A 16,682-nucleotide genomic window follows, 5' to 3' on the forward strand; every position below is an offset into this window, starting at 1 on the left:
AATATCGGTCAATAGCGGTGTCAGTAAGAGGTAGATCGCCGCTTTAGCTAGTTGTTTTGGTCGCCGAAACCCCAGTCAATGCCTTTTAATATAGCGGGAACTCCGTTCTCTATCCACGGGGCAGCAGATTTCCCTTTGAGGAAGTGATCAAAAAACTCCAATTGCCTGCGTTGGATATCTTTACGGTTTTGACGCTGCACGAGGTTATGAGCTTCCCCGTTGTAGTTAAGTAACCAAACGGGTTTTTGCAAGCGCCTCAACGCAGTAAACATTTCTATTCCCTGGTACCAAGGCACTGCCCCATCTTCGTCGTTATGCATGATGACTACCGGGGTAGAAACATTGGGTAAATGGAAGAGCGGCGAGTTTTCAATATACAGCTCGGGTTTCTCCCACAACGTCGCGCCAATTCGGCTTTGGGTGTGTTCATATTGGAACTGCCTGTTCATGCCGCTTTCCCAACGGATACCACCGTATGCCGACGTCATGTTCACAACAGGCGCACCCGCCCAGGCAGCAGCATACATATCCGTACGGGTAATTAAGTGAGCCACCTGGTAGCCACCCCAGCTTTGGCCCTGTATTGCCAGTTTGCCGCTGTCTACCCACGGTTGTTTTTTCAACTCCTCCATACCTGAATTGACATATTCTTCGGCGGAGCGGCCCGGATACCCGATTTCGTAGCGAATGTCCGGCGCGAGGACAATGTAGCCGTTACTGACAAAAAAGCTGATATTCAAGCGAGACGGGGTGGGCGTCGGCGGAACATAGTTATAGAGCCCGTCGGACAAAGTTTCATAGAAATAGGCGATTACCGGATACTTTTTATTGGGATCGAAATCCTCAGGCTTATAGAGGATGCCTTCCGCCGCATAGCCTTTAGGCGTAGTCCACCTAATCAATTCAGCGGTACCCCAGTTATACTGCTGTTGCTGAGGATTAATGCTGCTGAGTTTGGTTTCTTCCAAAAGATCTTTGGATAGGTATAAGTCAGGAGAAGACGCATAATTCTCCTTCGTATAGATATACTGGTCGACGTCCTCGGCGCGTTTGACTTGTCCATAGCGGTAGGGGCCCATGGTGATTTCCTTTGGGTCGCGGTTGTTCCGACCAAGTGTTGTATACCATCCGCTTTCCTTTGAGATGTGGTTGAATGCCGAGAGAATCGTTGGTTTTTTGGTGTCGATGACTGTCGGGCCACCGGCACGCCGGAACATCCTTCCGTTATCTTCGGTCAGGTCCCGGTACCGGAACGTGATCTTGTTACTTCGTCCGGCACCGTTGGTGATCAGTCGCCGTCCGGTTCCATCGACCCGGAATGCCCAGATATCGTATTTGTCGTTGATCAACACCTCCTCGTCACCTTCGCTCCATCCGGCTATTCCGTATCCGTTAGGTGCATCGGGCACATCATTGTCCTCGTCTGCGAAGCTTACGGGCAAATCCGTGTTTAACAGTACCGTTTTGTCTTGCCGAATGTCATGACTGTACCAATTGCTATCGGAACGGTTGAACCAGATAGCGTAGTTGCCGGTAGGCGAGAGGCTGATGCTACCCCTGATATTCTCTGCTATTTTCTTGCGAGTGCCGCTCAACGTGGAAACGAGGTAAATATCTTGGAATGCTCCGGTTTGCCACTGCGTTTCTATGCGTCTGCCCACATCGGTCGTGGCAAGTACGAACTCATTGTCTGCGTCTTCGGAGATCCGGGTATACGGCACTTGTTCGTCTGCCAAGGATATCACTTTCCGTCCTTTTGCAGGATAGGTAACGGCAAGGTAACTTCTGCTTTGCTCTCTCTTCAGATTGACCAACTGCTGGGTTTGCAGGTAATCGTCTTTCCAATGCCAGATGTCGACGTTGGCGTGCTCGAATTCAACCAGGGTAGTGTCTTTCACTCGTGGGGTAGGGGCGATGTTGAAATAGAGCTTTTCGCCGCTTTTACTGAATCGCACTTCGCCGGCTCTGCTGACTTCCCAGCCTGTCGGAATGCCCGCTGTGGCGCTGTGGGCGATAATAATTGCACTATCCTGCCCGGGTGTATAGTAATAGAGGTTGTAGTTCTTCTGAAGCGATTTCTCGTGGCTCTTGTCTGCTGTGAACGCCAACTGCGAGGCCGTTTTATCAAACGCTATATTTTTATATTCGCCTTTTCCGCGGCTGATTTGCTTCGACTCCAAAGTTGGTAAATTGAGGTGATACAAACCCGCATCCGCAAATATGCTGTCTTTTTCTTCTGGCGTGCGTATATATACAAGTGTTTTTCCATTGTCGCTGAAAAAATAGGAGTCTACCCGTTCGAACGTGATTTCCTCACTGCTTGTCAGATGACGGACATGCAATGTTGGCTGTGGTTTTTTACGAACGGACCTTTTTGCTTCGTTAGAATCCGCTGCAGTGCTGTCTTTCAGGGAGGGTGGTTCGGTGATGAACGCGATGTATTCACCCGCTTCGGCTGGAGATTTATAGGATTTCACGCGCGGGATTTTATAAAGCTCGGAGGTTTCCAATGCGAATATGGCAAGCGAATCTTTCGGCATTTCGTCCGGCTTTTTCTTTTTTATTTTTGCCTCCCTTATTTCGCTGTAAAAAGGCTTGATAAACGAGATGAGAAATTTACCGTCCGGAGAGAAGCTGGCGTTTGTGGCGCGTGCGATATGTACTAATTGCTCGTTTTGGGCGGTGGTAACCACTAATTCCGAGTCGCCCTCCTGAGGGGTGATGATATAATAAATAAAGCGCCCGTCCTTTGAAATAGCTGAGGCACTGATGCTTTGCCAGCCGTCGTAAGCACTGTTGTCGAGTGATTTTTTTTGTGCTGATGCCACGCAGGTAGCGCAAAAAAACAGTAGAAAAAACAAGACGCTCTTTGTTGTCATCGTGAAATGGAATTTATTGTGCAATATTGGTATAAAAAGCTGTGATTGCCATTCGCTGTAATATCTTTTTTACATGAATACTAATGTTGTAGTTACCGCGGGTCAGTCTGTAACAATATGCAAGGCAAATGGTCAAACCCTCTGTTTCAGGAAGATTAATCCGAATATCACTTTTTCTTCCGGAGTCAATTCGTTTATTTTACCGAAATGTTGGACTAATTGGATAGCAAGTGGCAGTTATTTTAAGCGTGACAGGCGTAGGCAAGACATATCAGAGTGCCGGAAAATCGCTGGCGGTTTTACAGCGTATCAGTTTCGAGGTCGAAACGGCTTCAACGGTTTCAATCGTTGGGCCGTCTGGCAGCGGAAAGACAACACTGCTGGGGCTTTGCGCTGGGTTGGACCGTGCAAGTGCTGGAGTCATTGTGTTAAACGGGGTAACCCTGAATGACCTCAATGAAGACGAACGGGCCAGGGTGCGCAACCGGTATGTGGGCTTTGTATTCCAGAACTTCCAGTTACTACCCACATTGACGGCGCTGGAAAATGTTATGGTCCCTTTGGAGCTACGCGGTGAACGGAACGTCAGGTCTATTGCGATGGAATTGCTCGACAAAGTCGGACTTGCTGATCGTGGCCATCATTATCCCTTGCAATTGTCTGGCGGTGAGCAGCAACGGGTATCCATTGCACGCGCATTTTCTAATTCGCCTAAAATCCTGTTTGCCGACGAGCCTACCGGCAATCTCGATGCCGAAACGAGTGAACACACCGAGAGCTTACTATTTGCGCTCAACAAAGACGCGGGAACGACGTTAGTGTTGGTAACCCATGATTTAGAGTTGGCTGCTAAGACGCAGCGCACCATCCGGATGAAGGGAGGGATCGTGATCTCCGATACGGCGGAACAAACTAAGGAGTCATAAGAATGCAGGTAAGTCGTGGCAAGATCGCTATAGGTTGGGTTTTCCGCATGGCGTGGCGGGATAGCAGGAGGAACCGTTCACGACTTTTCCTTTTCATTTCATCAATTATTGTCGGTATTGCTGCGTTGGTCGCTATCTATTCGTTCGGCTACAACTTAGCGAAAGATATCGATAACCAAGCAGCCACTTTAGTGGGGGCTGATCTCGTGGTGCATAGCAACCGGCAGCTGAGTGAGGAAGGGCAGGATATTATCGATTCCGTCCGGACATTGAGCAATGGATATGCCGAAGAACAGAGCTTTGCATCAATGGTACTTTTCACGAATAACGGAGGCACGCGGTTGGTACAGGTGCGAGCATTGGGTGGCGCGTTTCCTTATTACGGACGCTTGGAAACAGCGCCTGAAGCAGCTGGTACCACCTTTCAGGAGGGCCGCAGGGCACTGGTGGATAAGACACTGATGTTGCAGTTCGACGCCAAGGTGGGTGACTCGGTGAAGGTCGGTGAAGTGACGTTTGAAATCGCAGGCCTTCTTGAACAGGCGCCCGGACAAAGCGGTATTTCGGCAGCGGTTGCTCCCGCGGTATTCATCCCGCTGCACTATCTTGGCGCCACGGGCCTCAATCAAAAGGGCAGCCGGATCAACTATAACTATTACTTCCATTTAAACCCGAAAATGGACGCCGATGCACTTGCCGAAAGCTTGGATTCTTTATTGGAAGTGCAGCGTATGAGCTATGAAACCATTGCTTCACGGAAGCGGGAAACGGGGCGGTCGTTCGCCGATCTGAGTAAATTTTTATCATTGGTAGGATTCGTAGCGCTGTTGCTAGGTTGCGTTGGCGTGTCTAGCGCCATCCACATTTATATCAAGGAAAAATTAAATAGTATTGCGATTTTGCGCTGTTTGGGCGCGAGTTCAGGGCAGGCATTTCTGATCTACCTGATACAGGTGCTGGGTGTCGGGTTTATGGGCTCGGTGGCGGGAGCGTTGCTGGGTACGTTGATACAGCAACTTTTGCCTATTGTATTCAAGGATTTTGTGCCTGTGACCATCAGCAGTGAAGTCTCGTGGGATGCTATTTTCCAAGGTATTGGGTTGGGTATATGGATATCTTTGCTGTTTGCATTACTGCCACTCATTGGCATCCGGAATATTGCTCCCTTGAATACATTGCGCCTATCATTAGATAGACCAAGCCCCGTCAAAGACAAGTGGAGCTGGGTGGTATACGGTCTTATTGCGTTATTTATATTTGTGTATGCTTATCGGCAACTGGATGGTATGACGCAAACTCTAGCCTTTATCTTAGGGGTCGGCCTTGCGTCTGCGGTACTGTATGGCATAGCTCATCTGCTTATCTGGTTGGTAAGGCGGTTTTTTCCAGTTTCATGGAACTATTTATGGCGGCAGGGGCTATCCAACCTTTTCCGGCCCAACAACCAGACAGTGATCCTAATAGTCGCGGTCGGGTTGGGTACCGCGTTCATCGCCACATTATTGTTGGTGCAGGGGATGCTGATGGCGCGGGTGTCGTTGTCGGCCAGCGAGAACCAGCCCAACATGGTCCTGTTTGATATCCAATCGTCGCAGAAACGAGCTGTGTCAGAATTGGTCAGGGCGCAAGGACTGCCAGTTATCGATGAGGTCCCTATTGTGACAGTGCAATTGGAGGCTATCAATGGTATCAGCTCCGATGATGCACGGAAAGACAGTACACTTCAGGTGTCACGGCGGGCACTGGGCGGTGAACTGCGGACAACCTACCGTATGGAGCTCAGCGATTCGGAGAAAATTACTGCGGGAGAGTGGGTCGGTGAAACTGCGAACGGAGACACAGCGTACGTCTCGCTTGAGGAAGACTATGCGCGCCGTATACGTGTAGAAATAGGGGACGAATTGGTATTCAATGTACAGGGAGTACGGATACCGACTAAAGTCGGCAGTTTCCGGGAGGTCGACTGGAACCGGGTGCAGACCAATTTCAGGTTAATTTTCCCGTCGGGCGTGATTGACAATGCACCGCAATTCCATGTGTTGATGACCCGTGTGCCGGATGAAGCGATATCGGCCCGAATGCAGCAGGCAGTGGTGCGCCAGTTCCCCAACGTCTCTATTGTTGATCTGGGGTTGATCTTGTCGGTCTTAGACGAAATCCTTGAGAAGATTGGTTTTGTTATCCGTTTCATGGGAGGCTTCAGTATACTGACCGGTTTTGTGGTGCTGGTTGCTTCCGTCATGATCAGTAAGTACCAACGTATTAGAGAGAGTGTACTGCTCCGCACGATGGGTGCCTCAAGGCGTCAGATTCTTGTTATCACAGCACTTGAGTATCTCTTTTTGGGAGTAATAGCGGCTTTCACCGGTGTGATCCTTGCCCTGGGAGGAAGCTGGGCGCTGGCGGTGCTTACCTTTGAAGTACCGTTTTCACCCGACGTCTCCCTACTGCTGTGGCTCATATTATGCATCGCATCGCTTACGGTATCGATCGGGCTCGTCAACAGCCGGGGAATTACCCTGCGCCCGCCATTGGAGATCCTGCGGAAGGAAGCTTAGCGTACTTGAAGCAGTCTCCCGATCGGATAGCGTAAGTGTGTTTTTTCATAGTAAACCGATCGTTTATAGACCCAATCCAACTGTGCCCTTCCGCTATTGCGCAACTGCTCATTTTTTTCTTTGGCTTGCTTGAACGCTATTTGCAATTCACGGTTTTCATTCAGTATTTTAACGGCTTCATCTTCGAAAATATAAGCGGAGTAGTACTCCTTTCGGCTGAGTATGCTGTCGAAGAAGTTCCAGTTGAAGTATGAATCGGTTGCTTGTGGTTCCAGCACCTCTACGATGTACCGGTTGGCGGGTTGGTCGGTAATTACAATATAATCTCCCCTATAGCATTGAATTTGCTGAATTTCCGGACGGAGCGTTACATGGGTGTGCACGTAATGGCCTTCGTAAGGTGTGGATGCAGTCTGGTAATCCTCAATGTAATACAGTTGAAGGGTAAGCAGGGTATCCCGGTCCAAAATGTTTACGTCGACGCCGTTGAGCCGCAATAAATCTACCACGTTATGCCATGCTTGCGGAATGATATAGGCATATGGTTTTTCAATCACCACACCGGGTGTGTACCGATTGTAGTACGGGATCTGTTTCGAGAACGGTTTACTGCGGTCATAATACTGCCGAGGGAAGCCGCTAACGGTGCTCGGTTTTTCGCCGGATTCGTACCCTTTGAAGGTAATGTATTCGTATTGCGTGGTATCCAGCTTCCAGGTCAATACAAAACGCAGCTGTGTTTTCGACTGTGCCAATGCTGCCTGGCGCCGCCAGTATAAGTCGATGGCCCGCTCATCAGCTACCGCAATGAAGTGTCGTAGCAATGCGTAGGTAGACCGAACACGCTGTGGATAAGGTTTCCACATGTGGGTTTCCGGCATGTAGCCAAGTGTATGATGTAGCGCCGCATATCCGGTGGAATAACGGGGAGTCTCAAAGAACGATATCAATCCCGATTCGGGAGAATGCCCTTTAAAGTTGACGTATGGCACCATTTCATAACCGCTTTTAGCCATGCGCGCGTAAAGCTCAGCAGTAAACGAAGTGGCAGCGTCTTGCAGTTCGGGATGCAGCTTATCGACTTGCGTATCGATAAGTGTCATCACGTATTGGTAGTCCGCGCCGTTGCTTGTATGTGTATCCATGAAAACGTCAGGCTGCCAAGTCTGGAAGATTTCCTGAAACGCACGTGCATTGCGGGAATCCGTTTTGATAAAGTCCCTGTTGAGGTCCAGGTTGCGCGCATTGCCCCTAAACCCGTAGGCTTCCGGACCGTTCTGATTGGCACGCGAGGTACCCCTGTTCAGCATTCCGCCGATATTGTACACGGGAATAACGCATAGAACGGCGTTTTCAGGGATATTGTTTTTGCTGAGCAAATCGCGCATTAGCATCATTGAGGCGTCGATGCCTTCGGGTTCCCCGGGATGAATGCCGTTGTTTATGAGAATAACCGGCTTTTTTTTGTGGTGCAGCGCCTCAGGATCGAACTGTCTATCGGCTGAGATGACAAACAGGTGGAGCGGATTGCCCGAATCGGTGTAGCCACAAGTGAGTAAGGAGCAGGTAGCATACTGCCTGTCGAGCTCCTGATAGAAAGCAATGGTTTCACTGTAACTGGCCGTGGTATTGCTGTCTTGCTCAAAGGTTGTCCGCTGGGCCATCACGTACGAGCCATAGGCGAGCAAAGCGAATAAGGTAAGCTGTTTCATAAGCAACAGAATCGACACACTGGGTAGAAGCGGAATTACTGACTGTCGAGTATTTTTCTCATAATAGACGCGCCGATGGCATCCACCGATTCGGCCGTGTTGGAAAGCACAACTACCGCAATTTTTTTATCTGGAGTGAACGCCATGTAACTGCGGCTTCCAAATGTGCCGCCATTGTGCCAATAAACCAACTCGTCTCCCATAAGATTCATGTGCCATGCCAACCCGATGTCCGTATCAGGCGGGTTAAAGTAGGTGAATTGACGAGTAAGTGCAAGCGCATGTTCCAAATCGGTTTCGGGCATTTTGAAATGAGCTTTTGCGTAGGCTATGAGGTCAGGTACCGTGGATTTAAGTGATCCATGGGCGGAAAACGCATCGAACGTCCATATCGGGGTCTCCACACCCTTCTCATCATACACTTTCGCCACTTGTTGGCTGCTTTGATCGGGCCGTTCTGTTGTGTTTTTGAGGCCCAGCGGTTTGCAAATGAATTCCTGGACCATCTCGTCGTATGATTTCCCAGAGACGGTTGTAAGGATGTCGCCAAGCAGGCCGAAGCCGATGTTGCTGTATATGTATAATGAATCCGGTGGTACCGCTGCTTTATATGAGGTTAGGTATTCGTACAGATCTTTTCGGGTGTAACCTGCATACGGGTCTTGCGGATGTGACGCCGACGTCTTGCCGATATTGGCCGGCATGCGAGGCATCCCGGAGGTATGATTAGCCAATTGAAGTAACGTGATGTGCTGGAGATCTGCATTTTTCGCAACCGAATCGGGCAGGTATTGCGTAATGATGTCGCTGAGACGCAGTTGTTGCGTTTGGTCTAGGTACGCAAGCAACGTTGCGGTAAACGTTTTGGTGATGGAGCCGATTTCAAACAGCGTGTTCTCGTCGGGGAGGGATCTGTTTCCTTTTTCTGTTTCTCCATAGTAGTAGCTACTGGTCTTTCCCGCGTTGATAATGCCGACGGCAAGCGCATGTGTATGTTTCTTCCTGCTATACGACAGCGCCACCGAGTCGACGTAACGGTCAAACGTCTGCGCTTTTACCGGAGGATCGGATGGCTTGTCCGAAGTCGGATCACCAGCGTACGGTTGGAACAGTAAGGTTTCAACCTTGTTCAGGCGGTCAAGTTCCAAAACAACCTGTAGTGGGGTGCTTAAGAAATTTAATTTATAGATACCGATGCCTTTTTCATAACTTTTCAATTCAGCCGACTGGATCTGTCCCAAGGGATAAAGCTGTTGAGACATAACAGTCTGAAAAGCCTGTAATGACAGCGACTGCCTGAAAGTTGCGCCCGTGAGTGCATAAATGGAGTCTGTTTCTTGAAGATTAAAATGATATTCTATTTTATTGAATACTGCTTGGTTGATCCGTTTGGCATCCTCGTTTTGCTGGGCAGTGGCTGAAAATATTGGGACTATAATTAAGGTGCAGACAATTCTGATCATGATTCCAAACATCTGGCAAAATTACGTGAAACCCCTTTACATTCCTAATAATTGTTTTAGACGCGAATAGCCACTTTTGCTTACACTGATCCGCCTGCCGTCAGACAGCACGGCGATGTGGCTATCTTTCTCATGGGGATCGAGTCGGACGATATGGTCTATTTTGGCGATAAATGATCGGTGAACTCGGACGAACAGCTGAGGGTCAAGCTGTTCTTCAAACGAGGCCATGGTTTTGTTTTTCAGGAACGTGCCTTCGTCGGTATGTATTTTCACATAATCGTCGTCTGCTTCCAGGCAAACGATGCTTGTTGTTGGTATGATGTTGATTTTGCTTCCTGTTTTGACTACCACGCGCTCCAATCTACCGGGTGCGTGTGACGCTTGCTCAAGCAATTTACGGGTATTTTCCTTAGCGGTTTCCGCTTGATGGGCATCGAGGAGTTTGGCCATCGCTTGATCAAAGCGGGCTTTGGTAATGGGTTTCAGCAAGTAGTCGACCGCATGTTGCTCAAATGCCTTGATCGCATACTCATCGAATGCGGTCGTAAAAATCACAGCAGGTTGTTTGTCAACGATCTCAAGCATCTCGAAACCGTTAATTTTTGGCATTTGGATATCCAGGAATACAACATCCGGTTGGTGATGCATAATAGCTTTGGCGCCTTCGAACCCATCGTTACATTCGGCTACCACCGCTACGTGGGGATAGCTTTCTAAGTATTCCGCTACCATACTCCGCGCCAACGGTTCGTCATCAACCAATACAGCCTTAATCATAGTTGTGGGATCTTGATTATGCTGGTAAAGATATGCGTTGTAGCTTTAGTTTCCAACAGATCGGTACGACCGAACAACAGAAATAGCCGGCGCTGTACCCCTCGGAGCCCAAAGCCGGTGCCTCTCCTTGGCTTATTACTCTGGCTGTCATAGGGGTTTTCGATCTGTATTTCGAGTAGGTGGTCACTGCATGTGCAGACAACACTGATCGTAACGTTTTCGGTGGTGTCGTATAAGCCATATTTTATGGCGTTTTCAACCAACGGTTGCATGATCATAGCAGGCAATGTCATGTTTAGGCACGCATCATCATAGGTTACCTGAGTTTCAAGCCGATGGCCGAAACGAACTTTTTCGATTTCCAGATAAAGCTGGAGGTGCTCCAACTCATCTTTCAATGCGATGAGTTGCTGGTCATCCTTGCGCAGTGTTCCCCGGAGGAAATCCGAAAGTTGGAAAGTCATATTCCTTGCTTCATCTGGCTTCCGGCCAATGAGCGCAATGATGGAATTGAGGCTATTGAAGAGGAAATGGGGCTGCAACTGTTGGCGGAGGTTGTATAATTCGGCCTCCCGGGCTAGCCGCTCTGCATCGGCTTTCCGTTGTTCATTCTCCTTATATTCCTGCTGGATGTTCCAAAGAATATTAACGATAGCCACCCAAGCGATCAGCAGTGAATTGATAAAAAACCGCAGCGGCAGCGAAATGTCGATATGATCAAGGTAAGTTTGCTCCTGGATGATATATTGAAGGATCCATCGGTCTGCTGACACGCTGATGGCAGCCAACACCAATCCCCAGATCACAATGTAGACGTAACCCTTCCGGCGTGGCAGATAGTGGTTGAGTGCATTGGCAATAACATAGCAACATAGGGTAATAACCGTAGCGCTCACCAAACTGTCATTTAGCGCTAAGTTGAAATCCACATCAAACCACCATAGCAGTGCGGTCTGGATAAACGCATAAGAAATCCAGATGATAAAGCAACTGATGTTTATCAGCCGTTGTTTGGATGAGGTATACGATGTTGCGCTCACAAAAGATAATGTTTATTAGTCGTGATTGCAGTTGTTTTTATCGGTCAAATATTTTTGATCGTGATCCCCCCGAAAATCGAGGTTCCCCTGATATACACGACCTGCTGTTCATCTTGGGATACTCCTTGAATAAAACGTTTGTCGTCCACTTCTCCAAATACAGATACGACTTCCGACTGGATTTTCCAGTGTGCCGGGACGATAATTTTCATGCCGGCGAATAGCTGGAACACATCAATGACGATGGGATGATGGATATCTGCTTGGATGAGGTTTATATCGGTACCTCCGAAAATATTGACAATCTCTCCCCCCTGAAAGCGCTTGGAAATTACCGTTTTCTTGACGTCGCTGAAAACAGAAGTTGACTTGATGTAATCGTCGCGGGTGAATGCATTAGCATAGCTGCCTCCGTTGCCGGTGGTGGTTTCATCAAATGCGGTAGCCCCGCCAGATCCGGGGCTAGTTTCTTCGGTGCCACTGTTGTCCGCTACTCGTTTATCCCATTCATAATCTCCAGCTTCCCTGTGGGACATGCTGTCGCCGCCCCTTGGCCTTGGGGCACCTGGCCCCGTTCGCCCCTTTCCAAGTAAAAGCCACAGACCGATGCAGATGATAATGGCAGGCCAAAGCAGCGGACCGATGTTGAAATGAGTAATGTTCTTTGCAAGGAAAAATGTGCCCAAGCCAAGCAAGATATAGGATGCAGGGCTTCTGAAATTGGAGTTGCCGCCAACAATTAAGCCCACGACGATAAGTATCATCGGCCACATGTTGCGCCAGCTGAATAGCCAGTTTGGAAGAAGCCATCCGAGCCCTAGTTTTCCCGCAAGCAGTATCGCACCTATGCATACAATGATAATACCCGCCCACATCCTGCCCGAGTTGGTGTCGCATGGTGTCCGATGATGATGTCTATTCATATTGCCACTCTGATTAACATTCTTAATTTAAACGTGTCGTCCTAAAGATACAATCCAAAGGTATGCCGAATATACGCGTTATGCAACAGCGATTAGGTAATGTTCGGCTTTTTTTCGGTGAATTGCCGGTTTATTCCGGTGAAGCTCGTAAAGGGTTGCCCTTTCCGTGTTCTCACCGCTGGAGAGGTGGCGTTAACTATTTTTACTCATCATCATCCAAAATAAAATTATCGGTATTGAAATTATTTTTTTTACAATTTATTGCAAACATTTGCATTAATCAACCAAATTCTTTTATATTTATCCCGATTCTGAGAATAAAATAAAAAGCTTAACAATGGGAGATTTTGACAACAAGGAGCGTGAAGAGGTTTTTTCAAAAAAGGTAAGGGCAGGTAAGCGCACTTATTTTTTCGACGTAAAGGCGACCCGTTCCAATGATTACTACATTACCATCACCGAAAGCAAAAAGCGATTTGAAGATGGCGTATTCATCAAACATAAGATATTCTTGTACAAAGAGGATTTTGAAAAGTTTGCCGAAGGGCTACAAGACGTGGTAGGCTATATCAAGGCTCATCAGGAAGTTGTGGAAAAACGTTATGAACCCGGATTCGAAGGCAACGGTGTTGGAGTTGCTGAAGACGTGGAGTCTAAAGACAACTATTCCTTTTAATCCGCGACAAGCCAAAAGACATCATGACGAGCCTTACATCCCAGTGAGGCTTTTTTTGTGGGCAGGCTGATGCAATTTATCCCACCAACAGGTTGCACCCCCTTATATCGCTATGGTCGAAGCGCCCCAACACCTCGAAGCGGCCATCGGGTCGTATCCTTCCCAAATCATGGGTAGCAATGAATGAACAAGAAAAAACATTGGCTAAGTCAATGAGGCTGATGGCGCCGGTACGCTCCATGGGCAGCAAACTAAACGGATCATTGGTATCCCGTATAACCACTTTCATCCATGGTGGGCATTGGAATAGCCCGCCGCCCGCTGAATAAGCTTGAGATAACAATTCAGTCATGCCATATTCCGAGTGAATACACTGGACATTAAACCCCTCACATAGCCGTTCGTGCACCTCTTCTCTGACCATTTCGCGCCTCCGGCCTTTCATGCCGCCTGTTTCCATGACGAGCAGGTCTGGAAAGTCAAGCTGATAGTTTTCCGCGAAATCCAGAAGTGCATAGGTGACGCCGATGAGCAACGTTTTAACATCGGTGGCTTTCAGGTGCTGTAATGTGTCATACAGCTGGCTATGATTGTACAGAAAATACCCACTCATTGGATGCTTGCTTTGCCGGATGAGATCGTCGACCATGTAGATAAGCGAAGAACCCTCCCGCTCGGAATAGGAGGGGAGGAGCGCTAATACAGCCAGTTTGCTGGGCGGGCCATAAGCCTTTTCGAATGCCGCACGAAAACTTCGCTCATAAAGAGCTACATCAGCAACATAGTGCTTGCTTGGTATGGTGCCCGTAGTGCCAGAGCTGCTGAACACAAGCTGGGGTGGTTTGCCGGATGAGATGACCTGTTGCGTTTTAAAAAATTCGATCGGCAAGAAAGGGATATCAGCGACGCAGGCAACATCATGCACCTTAACGTTGAGCAACGCCAAATAGTTGGCATACACTGTGCAATTACGCGCTTGCAATGCAAAGACGTCCAAGCAATGCGCCTCGAATTCCTGAGGCGAGCTGATGGAAGTTATGCGGTCAGCCCATGTCATCTGCCGATCTTAAAGCATTCCACCGCACACCGACAGCACTTGTCCATTGATGTAGGATGAAAGGTCGGATGCCAGGAAAAGGCAGGCATTGGCCACATCGTCGGTCTGGCCTGCGCGTTTTAGCGGTATACCTTGTTCCCAACTTTCCACTACCTTGGGATCAAGCACTTCTGTCATTTCCGTGCGGATGAAACCCGGGGCGATAACGTTGGTACGGATGTTTCTTGAGCCTAATTCTTTGGCTACGGATTTGGAGAAACCGATGATTCCCGCTTTTGACGCAGCGTAATTGGCTTGCCCAGCATTGCCTTGTATACCTACCACTGAACTCATATTTATAAATACCCCACTGCGTTTTTTCATCATAATTTTGGAAGCAGCCTTGGTGACATTGAATACCGACTTTAGGTTAATATCAAGCACGTCATCCCATTGCTCTTCGGTCATACGCAGCAAGAGTCCGTCTTTAGTGATTCCAGCATTGTTAACAATAATGTCTACCGTGCCGAACTCGGAAACGATATCATCGATGAGTTTTTCAGCTTCGTCATACTTGGAGGCATCCGAGCGATATCCTTTTATCTTTGTTCCATACGCTTGCAGCTCTGTTTCAAGGGCTTCGCCTTTTTCGACAGAAGACAGGTAAGTAAATGCCACACTTGCTCCTTGTTCCGCAAATTTTTCGGCGATTTTTCGGCCAATCCCTTTGGATGCACCAGTGATCAGGGCCGTTTTTCCTTCAAGTAACTTCATGTTCGCTAGTTCTATACAATTAAGGTTTTGCTGCAAACTTAATTAAAATGCGTGGTATTCTGTAATCGCTTTTGTGCTGTTTGGCCTTTCTTGGTTACAAATAAGTTCAATTATTGTAATAATCGAACGATATAGTTGCCAACATGCGAATAATTTGTTTCCTTAGTTGAATATATAATACAGCAAACGATGAACGATGCATTCCTTAACCATCTCCATGACAAACAGCGGGGGATAATGAATGTGCCGCCCAACAATGTTATCGCGGCATGGGCATTGGGCTTGTTGGACTTACTATTCCCGGAGCGGCAGACGCATCCGGACCGGACCGTAGCTGAGCTGAAGGCGCAGTTTGTCCATTCAGAACGGGAGTTGGTGGGCATCCTCAACCGAACGAAAGCCTGCGAAGATTGTAACAATGGACTGGTGGCCAAACAATTTTTCGGCTCGCTTCCCGAATTGCGGCGAATAATGTACACGGATGCGGCAGCGATCTTTTCAGGCGATCCCGCTGCGGTAAGTGAGTTTGAGGTCATTCGCACTTATCCCGGATTTCTGGCTATCGCCTTGTATCGCTTGGCACATGCGCTGATCATACTGGAGGTGCCTTTATTGCCAAGGATTCTTACCGAATTCGGGCACTCACAAACCGGTATTGATATTCATCCCGGTGCAGTTATCGGGGAGCATTTTTGTATCGATCACGGCACTGGAGTGGTCATCGGCGAAACGGCGGTGATTGGCAATCACGTGAAGGTATATCAAGGTGTAACCTTAGGAGCGATGAGTGTCGAAAAATTTTTAGCAAACCGGAAGCGGCATCCTACCATTGAGGACGGGGTGGTAATCTACGCCGGGGCGACTATTTTAGGTGGCGATACGGTCATTGGCCATGACAGTGTGATTGGGGGAAATGTATGGTTGACTTCCAGTATTCCGCCATATTCGACGGTATATCACCAACCTACCATGAAGATTGTAGACTCAAAGACAGCGCATTAAGTCATGAAATCTTTAATCGATTGCGTGGGGGACACCCCTTTGATGGAAATTGCTAGGCTCAATCCGAACCCAAGGGTTAAGCTGTACGCTAAATTGGAAGGTAACAACCCCGGGGGAAGTGTTAAGGACCGGGCAGCACTGAATATGATCCGCAGTGCCATGGAGCGTGGGGATATCCAGCCCGGTATGAAACTCATTGAAGCGACCAGTGGCAATACGGGAATCGCCTTGGCGATGATTGCTCGGATCTTCGACTTGGACATCGAATTGGTTATGCCCGCTAGTTCCACGCGGGAGCGTACACTCACCATGGAAGCACTTGGCGCTACGGTAACGTTGCTGGATTCCATCGAGACTTGCCGGGACTATGCGGAGGAAAAAGGGAAACGGGATGACTACTTTATCCTCAACCAATTTGCCAATCCGGACAATTACCTAGCCCACTATAAGACGACCGGACCTGAAATTTGGCGCGATACACAGGGGCAAATCACCCACTTCGTCAGCGCTATGGGAACGACCGGCAGTATTATGGGCAACTCGATGTTCTTAAAAGAGCGAAATCCTGCGGTGCAGATTGTAGGATGCCAGCCTACAGACGAATCATCAATTCCGGGCATCCGCCGTTGGCCGCCGGAATACCTTCCAAAAATCTATGATCCCAGCCGAGTGGACCGTATCATGGACGTTTCGCATGAAGACGCAACGGAAATGACGAGGCAGTTGGCGCGGAAGGAGGGCCTTTTCGTGGGCATGAGCACGGGCGGTGCCTTGGCATGTGCCGTGCGGTTAGCAATGGAGATGGATAAAGGTCTTATCGTTTTTATTGCATGTGATCGGGGAGACCGTTACCTGTCCAGCGATTTGTTTGGGTAACCGCCTGTAGAACCGCGCGGCGAACACAGATCTAACT

General features: G+C 48.6%; 13 protein-coding genes. 5 read left to right on the forward strand and 8 right to left on the reverse strand.

The genetic code is table 11. From position 1 onward, the window contains the following. Nucleotides 1-47 precede the first annotated feature (47 nt). A complete protein-coding gene (locus tag ACFOET_RS09185) occupies nt 48-2,828 on the reverse strand; it encodes a S9 family peptidase (protein WP_379021822.1) in 2,781 nt (926 codons plus the stop codon). Between the two features lie 281 nt (nt 2,829-3,109). Here ACFOET_RS09185 and ACFOET_RS09190 point away from each other — a divergent pair, with 281 nt between their 5' ends. Then, on the forward strand, nt 3,110-3,805 hold the full coding sequence (locus tag ACFOET_RS09190; RefSeq protein WP_379021824.1) for an ABC transporter ATP-binding protein: 696 nt from the start codon (nt 3,110-3,112) through the stop codon (nt 3,803-3,805). A gap of 2 nt (nt 3,806-3,807) precedes the next feature. Beyond that, nucleotides 3,808-6,363 carry an ABC transporter permease gene (locus tag ACFOET_RS09195; RefSeq protein ID WP_379021826.1) on the forward strand — a complete coding sequence of 852 codons (2,556 nt, stop codon included), beginning with the start codon at nt 3,808-3,810 and terminating at the stop codon, nt 6,361-6,363. Here the strand turns inward: ACFOET_RS09195 and ACFOET_RS09200 are convergent. Genes ACFOET_RS09200 through ACFOET_RS09220 form a run of 5 tightly spaced genes read right to left on the reverse strand, consistent with a single transcriptional unit; the run spans nt 6,360 to nt 12,281 of the window. Further along, the gene (locus ACFOET_RS09200) at nt 6,360-8,075 is read right to left on the reverse strand and encodes a M14 family zinc carboxypeptidase (RefSeq protein WP_379021828.1); all 1,716 of its coding nucleotides are present in this window, start codon (nt 8,073-8,075) and stop codon (nt 6,360-6,362) included. The two genes, ACFOET_RS09195 and ACFOET_RS09200, sit on opposite strands and share 4 nt — an antisense overlap. 35 nt (nt 8,076-8,110) lie before the next feature. Next, nucleotides 8,111-9,538 (reverse strand): serine hydrolase domain-containing protein, encoded by a 1,428-nt coding sequence (locus ACFOET_RS09205; protein ID WP_379021830.1) that lies wholly within the window; start codon nt 9,536-9,538, stop codon nt 8,111-8,113. A gap of 36 nt (nt 9,539-9,574) precedes the next feature. Further along, complete coding sequence (locus tag ACFOET_RS09210) at nt 9,575-10,318, reverse strand: LytR/AlgR family response regulator transcription factor (protein WP_379021832.1); 744 nt, start codon at nt 10,316-10,318, stop codon at nt 9,575-9,577. Beyond that, complete coding sequence (locus ACFOET_RS09215) at nt 10,315-11,358, reverse strand: sensor histidine kinase (protein WP_379021834.1); 1,044 nt, start codon at nt 11,356-11,358, stop codon at nt 10,315-10,317. The genes ACFOET_RS09210 and ACFOET_RS09215 overlap by 4 nt, the downstream gene beginning before the upstream one ends. Before the next feature lie 44 nt (nt 11,359-11,402). Continuing rightward, on the reverse strand, nt 11,403-12,281 hold the full coding sequence (locus ACFOET_RS09220) for a LiaF transmembrane domain-containing protein (RefSeq protein ID WP_379021837.1): 879 nt from the start codon (nt 12,279-12,281) through the stop codon (nt 11,403-11,405). Nucleotides 12,282-12,618: 337 nt separating this feature from the next. On the opposite strand from ACFOET_RS09220, the gene ACFOET_RS09225 reads away from it, so the two are divergent. Beyond that, nucleotides 12,619-12,957, forward strand: coding sequence for a DUF3276 family protein (locus ACFOET_RS09225; RefSeq protein WP_379021839.1), 339 nt, complete (start codon nt 12,619-12,621; stop codon nt 12,955-12,957). Between the two features lie 76 nt (nt 12,958-13,033). Here the strand turns inward: ACFOET_RS09225 and ACFOET_RS09230 are convergent, their stop codons facing one another. Both ACFOET_RS09230 and fabG read right to left on the reverse strand, forming a co-directional pair. After that, entirely contained in the window at nt 13,034-14,014 is a 981-nt protein-coding gene (locus ACFOET_RS09230) for an acyl transferase (protein WP_379021840.1), read from the reverse strand. Between the two features lie 9 nt (nt 14,015-14,023). Continuing rightward, nucleotides 14,024-14,767 (reverse strand): 3-oxoacyl-[acyl-carrier-protein] reductase, encoded by a 744-nt coding sequence (gene fabG / locus ACFOET_RS09235; protein ID WP_379021842.1) that lies wholly within the window; start codon nt 14,765-14,767, stop codon nt 14,024-14,026. A 189-nt stretch (nt 14,768-14,956) separates the two neighbouring features. Between fabG and ACFOET_RS09240 the strand changes: the two genes are divergently transcribed. Further along, nucleotides 14,957-15,769 carry a serine O-acetyltransferase gene (locus tag ACFOET_RS09240; protein WP_379021844.1) on the forward strand — a complete coding sequence of 271 codons (813 nt, stop codon included), beginning with the start codon at nt 14,957-14,959 and terminating at the stop codon, nt 15,767-15,769. Between the two features lie 3 nt (nt 15,770-15,772). Then, nucleotides 15,773-16,645: a cysteine synthase CysM gene (cysM, locus tag ACFOET_RS09245; protein ID WP_379021846.1), complete on the forward strand. Its 873-nt coding sequence runs from the start codon at nt 15,773-15,775 to the stop codon at nt 16,643-16,645. The last annotated feature ends 37 nt before the right edge of the window (nt 16,646-16,682 follow it).

Origin of the sequence: Parapedobacter deserti (assembly GCF_042646065.1) — a bacterium.
Taxonomy (GTDB): Bacteria; Bacteroidota; Bacteroidia; order Sphingobacteriales; family Sphingobacteriaceae; genus Parapedobacter; species Parapedobacter deserti.

Coding starts and splice junctions, on each gene's coding strand:
- ACFOET_RS09205 (WP_379021830.1), bottom strand. CDS start 9,538: ATGATCAGAATTGTCTGCACCTTAATTATAGTCCCAATATTTTCAGCC.
- ACFOET_RS09210 (WP_379021832.1), bottom strand. CDS start 10,318: ATGATTAAGGCTGTATTGGTTGATGACGAACCGTTGGCGCGGAGTATG.
- ACFOET_RS09230 (WP_379021840.1), bottom strand. CDS start 14,014: ATGACATGGGCTGACCGCATAACTTCCATCAGCTCGCCTCAGGAATTC.
- ACFOET_RS09225 (WP_379021839.1), top strand. CDS start 12,619: ATGGGAGATTTTGACAACAAGGAGCGTGAAGAGGTTTTTTCAAAAAAG.
- fabG (WP_379021842.1), bottom strand. CDS start 14,767: ATGAAGTTACTTGAAGGAAAAACGGCCCTGATCACTGGTGCATCCAAA.
- ACFOET_RS09195 (WP_379021826.1), top strand. CDS start 3,808: ATGCAGGTAAGTCGTGGCAAGATCGCTATAGGTTGGGTTTTCCGCATG.
- ACFOET_RS09200 (WP_379021828.1), bottom strand. CDS start 8,075: ATGAAACAGCTTACCTTATTCGCTTTGCTCGCCTATGGCTCGTACGTG.
- cysM (WP_379021846.1), top strand. CDS start 15,773: ATGAAATCTTTAATCGATTGCGTGGGGGACACCCCTTTGATGGAAATT.
- ACFOET_RS09240 (WP_379021844.1), top strand. CDS start 14,957: ATGAACGATGCATTCCTTAACCATCTCCATGACAAACAGCGGGGGATA.
- ACFOET_RS09220 (WP_379021837.1), bottom strand. CDS start 12,281: ATGAATAGACATCATCATCGGACACCATGCGACACCAACTCGGGCAGG.